This window comes from Mucilaginibacter sp. (assembly GCF_028287845.1).
Lineage (GTDB): Bacteria > Bacteroidota > Bacteroidia > Sphingobacteriales > Sphingobacteriaceae > Mucilaginibacter.
The window spans coordinates 1-4,459 of the sequence record NZ_JAQBOW010000093.1 but is presented as its reverse complement, the minus strand read 5'-3'; the positions used below and the strand labels follow the sequence as shown (position 1 = coordinate 4,459).

Here is a 4,459-nt window from a genome sequence, read left to right as displayed (position 1 = left end):
TTTTAGCCACAACGTTTTCAACAACAGCACGTAACAAGTGCGAACGGTTTAAATGAGTAGTAATTTTAACCCCCTCTCTAACCAACTTGCTTAATTTATGCTTTAAATGCTCTAATTTTTTTATGCGGTCGGCAACGTTTTGCTCTATCTCTTCCTCTCTTAGCAATACCATATCAGAGTTAGGCAGCATTGTCTCATAAGGCGACACGTAATAGGCATTTAATAAAACTATGTGCTCAACGTTGGTTTGTTTACTTAATTCGGCTGCAAATTCTGCAGCGTGAACTGAGGCATGCGAAAAATCAATAGGTACAAGATAGGTTTTCATAAATGTAAGAATTAGATATCAGTCTACTTGACCATTAAGGTCTAAAAGTTAAATACAAAATTAACATGTACGCTCTATTCTTCTGTCAGAATAATAACATCTTGTGTTATAACATCTAAATTTAATTAGGGTTTGATCGAGTCATGAATATAAGAAGCGGCGATCCTTTGAGGTTCTCGAAGGGCGAGCATAGGGCCTGACCCACGCTCCGGGTGCCTCAGTATGGCACCCGTTGGCTGGTTGATTAATTATTTAATAAACTTTGCAGCTACCCAGTCTTTATCCTTTTTATGGATGATGTATTTCATTCCGTATTTGCGGGCCTCGTCTATAATAATATCCAAATCTGGCGTTTCATAAAACCCACTGAAATATATCTCGCCATCAGGTTTTAATACTTCTTCGTATCGCTGCATCTGGTCAATCAATATGTTGCGGTTAATATTAGCCAGAATAGTATCGTATTGTTCGTCAGGGATAGCTTCTTTTGATCCGCAGATGGCTTTGATATTACTGACATGATTTAGCTGTGCATTCTCTATCGTGCTTTCATAACAAACCGGGTCATAATCAATAGCCACTATAGCCGCAGCACCTAACTTAGCAGCCATAATAGCCAGTATACCGGTACCGCAACCCATATCTAGTACCGTCTTTCCGGCAAAATCATTCTCCAGCATCAGTTGCAGCATCATGGCTGTAGTTTGATGGTGCCCGGTACCAAATGCCATTTTAGGGTCTATAACTATTTCGTATTTAAACTCCGGCCGGGGTTCATGGAAAGTGGCACGCACAAATACTTCATCGCCTATGGCAATTGGCTCAAAGTTGCTTTCCCATACCTCGTTCCAGTTTTTTTGGGGGATAAGCGTTACCTCGTAGCTAAACGTAAACATTTCTCTGTAAGGCAGCAGGGTTTCTTCCAGCAACTCCTCATTAAAATCTGTCGATGGAATGTATGCTTTAAACCCCAGGTCCAATTCCTCAAACGTATCAAAGCCTATCTGGCCCAAAGCGTTTATCAACAGGTCCTGCTGGTAATCTTCGGTAGTTATGGTGGTGAAAAGGACTTCGTAATAATTCATGTTCGATAATTGGATGTTGAATATTAAAGATTAGTTGGCTCTTCTTTATCTATGGGAGCAGTTTTCGTAAACGCTTTCCAATCTAACAGGCACAATGTCAAAAAGTTAAATATCCAGTAAAATAACTGCACACCCGTCATAAATAAACAAATATCAGCCAGGTGCGTAACCCCGGTTGTTTTATTCCATATAGCATAAGCTATGCCAAATGCAAATACTAAACAAACCAGGGCTATGCTGATAAAGATAAGCGTAGCTGCTTTTGGTGTGGCCAATACCTTATCCCATATTGGCATAACAATTAACCACTGGGTAAGCACTGCTATCAGTATTTGGGCCGGAGCAAACACCTTGTAATAGGATATCAAGCCATATACAGAGTCTTCGCCAATTTGGCTCGCGCCATTTACATGGTGAAAAAACGGTGTGAATTTAATAAAGACAGCAAATGCCCAGAAAGCAATTAAGGGAGGCAATATTACTTTAACAAAACGTTTCACAATATGCCTTTTAATTAACTAATCTCAATTAAACACCTTTACAATATCGGTAAAATCACGCGATTTTAGTGATGCGCCGCCTATCAGGCCACCATCAATATCTGCGCATGCAAACAGCTCCGGAGCATTTTTAGGGTTACAGCTTCCGCCATATAAAATGGTGGTTGCGTCAGCTACTGCCTGGTTATATTTGGCAGCAATTTCTTTGCGGATAAAAGCATGGATCTCCTGCGCCTGGGCTGACGATGCGGTTACACCCGTACCAATGGCCCAAACCGGCTCATAAGCAATAACCAGCTTTGCAAATTGCGTTTCATTTAAATGAAAAATACCTTCAACCAGTTGGCTTTTAATAATATCAAAATGCTTGTTCGCCTCACGCTCCTGTAAGGTTTCGCCAATGCAGAAGATCGGTTTTAGGTCATTAGCTAACGCTGTATCAGTTTTTTTTGCCAGCAACTCATTAGTCTCGCCAAAATACTGGCGACGCTCTGAATGGCCTAAAATAACGTAAATAGCACCCACAGATTTGATCATCTTAGCTGATATCTCGCCGGTATAAGCGCCAGACTCTGCCTGGTGGGCATTTTGAGCGCCTATTGATACTTTGGCAACGCCTTTAGCCAGTTGTGCCAGGCTATGCAAATGAATAAACGGACTGCAAACCACAGCTTCCTGCGTACCGGTTACTTCGTCTTTTACCATATTTACTATTTCAGAAAACAAGCTTAAACCCTCGTTATAATCTAAGTTCATTTTCCAGTTTCCGGCAACAATTTTTTTTCTCATTTTATTTTTGGTTGATTATTAGACCATGGTCCATAGTCGATGGTCCATAGTTTGTTTTTTTGATTATATTAGTTAGACATGGTCCATAGTCGATGGTCCATAGTTTGTTTTTTGATTGTGTTAGTTTACCATGGACTATCGACCATGGACTATGGACTCCGACCATGTCTATGGACTCCTTAAATTACAATACACTTCTATATGTTTCAGACAATTCAAAAACTTTTTTCACTATTTCCTGCTCAATCTCATCAAATTCACGGTCGCGGCGCGGGTAAACCATAGCGGTGGTTTCAAACATTTTTTTGATGGAATACACCTCAAAACCCTGCGCACCGCCCCATGCAAAATCAGGCACATAATTACGCGGGAAACCAGCACCAAATATATTGGCGCTCACCCCCACAACTGTACCTGTATTAAACATGGTATTGATACCGCATTTAGCATGGTCGGCCATAATTAAACCGCAAAATTGCAGTCCGGTTTTACGAAAACGCTGGGTAGTATAATCCCAAAGCTTAACCTCGGCGTAGTTATTTTTAAGGTTGGAGTTATTGCTGTCGGCACCTATATTGCACCATTCGCCCAATACCGAGTTACCCAAAAAGCCATCATGCCCTTTAGATGAATACCCCCAGATAACCGAATTATTGATCTCGCCGCCAACTCTCGAATATGGGCCTATGGTAGTAGCGCCATATATCTTGGCCCCCATCTTAACCTGCGAATGCTCGCACAAAGCAAACGCGCCGCGTATGTGGGTACCTTCCCAAACTTCGGTATCTTTACCTAAATAGATCGGGCCGTTGGTGGTGTTAAAGGTGGAGCATTCGGCAACAGCGCCTTCTTCTGCAAAAAAGTCATTGCCGATGATGGTATTGGTAGCGCTTATCGCTGCGCTGGTTCTGCCTTTGGTAAGCAATTTAAAATCTTTGCGCAGCTCAATATCATTCTTGCTGAATATATCTTCAGGGTATTTTATGCTGATAAAGAATGGCTCGTAATTTACTATATTAGTAAACGCTGCACCCATCGTTGCTTTGGCAGCAATTAAAAAATCACCTTGCTTTAACGCTTCGCCTTTTTTTAACTGACCAATAGCTTCCAGCAAGCCGTCGTCCGGACAAACAGAACCGTTGATAAATAAATCATCAACCGCCGTTTTTTGCGGAAATTTAGCCTGCAAATAAGGTTGTGTATGGAAAGAAAACTCCGTATCGAGGTGTTTGGCCCACTTTTCGGCAATGGTTAATATACCAATGCGGAGGTCGGCAACAGGGCGAGTGTAGGTTAAAGGGAGTAAACTTTGGTGTGCGTTATCGTCAAACAGGATGATTGCCATAGCGCAAAAATAAAAAAGTCTCCCGATGTTATCGGGAGACTTGTAAATATTTTATTAACAAGCTGATATTACTTGTTATAACGTGTACGGAATTTATCAATACGACCTGCAGTATCAACCAGTTTCATTTTACCGGTATAGAAAGGGTGCGAGGTATGAGAAATTTCTAATTTTACTAATGGATATTCGTTACCGTCTTCCCACTTTACAGTTTCACGGGTGTCGATACATGATTTAGTCATGAAAGAATAGTCGTTAGACATATCTTTAAATACAACTAATCTATAGTTTGATGGGTGCAGATCTTTTTTCATCGTTATTATTGCTCTTCTTCTTATAAAAGAGGTGCAAATGTAGTATTTTATTTCAAAAGTAAAAAGATGTTTTTTAATTTAAAGATTGGTTATTAAAG

6 protein-coding genes are annotated in these 4,459 nt (G+C 40.6%); all 6 read right to left on the bottom strand.

Annotated elements, in window-relative coordinates:
* On the bottom strand, positions 1-328 hold a 328-nt coding region (locus tag JWP71_RS09065; protein WP_299498849.1), incomplete at its 3' end, for a universal stress protein.
* Positions 329-576: 248 nt separating this feature from the next.
* Entirely contained in the window at positions 577-1,413 is an 837-nt protein-coding gene (gene prmA, locus JWP71_RS09060; RefSeq protein WP_299498846.1) for a 50S ribosomal protein L11 methyltransferase, read from the bottom strand.
* Between the two features lie 23 nt (positions 1,414-1,436).
* The gene (locus JWP71_RS09055; protein WP_299498844.1) at positions 1,437-1,913 is read right to left on the bottom strand and encodes a hypothetical protein; all 477 of its coding nucleotides are present in this window, start codon (positions 1,911-1,913) and stop codon (positions 1,437-1,439) included.
* A gap of 24 nt (positions 1,914-1,937) precedes the next feature.
* Positions 1,938-2,702: a triose-phosphate isomerase gene (gene tpiA, locus JWP71_RS09050; RefSeq protein WP_299498841.1), complete on the bottom strand. Its 765-nt coding sequence runs from the start codon at positions 2,700-2,702 to the stop codon at positions 1,938-1,940.
* A gap of 184 nt (positions 2,703-2,886) precedes the next feature.
* Positions 2,887-4,047 (bottom strand): GlmU family protein, encoded by a 1,161-nt coding sequence (locus JWP71_RS09045; RefSeq protein ID WP_299498838.1) that lies wholly within the window; start codon positions 4,045-4,047, stop codon positions 2,887-2,889.
* Between the two features lie 68 nt (positions 4,048-4,115).
* Entirely contained in the window at positions 4,116-4,361 is a 246-nt protein-coding gene (locus JWP71_RS09040; RefSeq protein WP_299498835.1) for a type B 50S ribosomal protein L31, read from the bottom strand.
* Positions 4,362-4,459 lie beyond the last annotated feature (98 nt).

Excerpts from the sequence above, each read along its gene's own strand:
- prmA (WP_299498846.1), bottom strand. The coding sequence starts at position 1,413 with ATGAATTATTACGAAGTCCTTTTCACCACCATAACTACCGAAGATTAC.
- tpiA (WP_299498841.1), bottom strand. The coding sequence starts at position 2,702 with ATGAGAAAAAAAATTGTTGCCGGAAACTGGAAAATGAACTTAGATTAT.
- JWP71_RS09045 (WP_299498838.1), bottom strand. The coding sequence starts at position 4,047 with ATGGCAATCATCCTGTTTGACGATAACGCACACCAAAGTTTACTCCCT.
- JWP71_RS09040 (WP_299498835.1), bottom strand. The coding sequence starts at position 4,361 with ATGAAAAAAGATCTGCACCCATCAAACTATAGATTAGTTGTATTTAAA.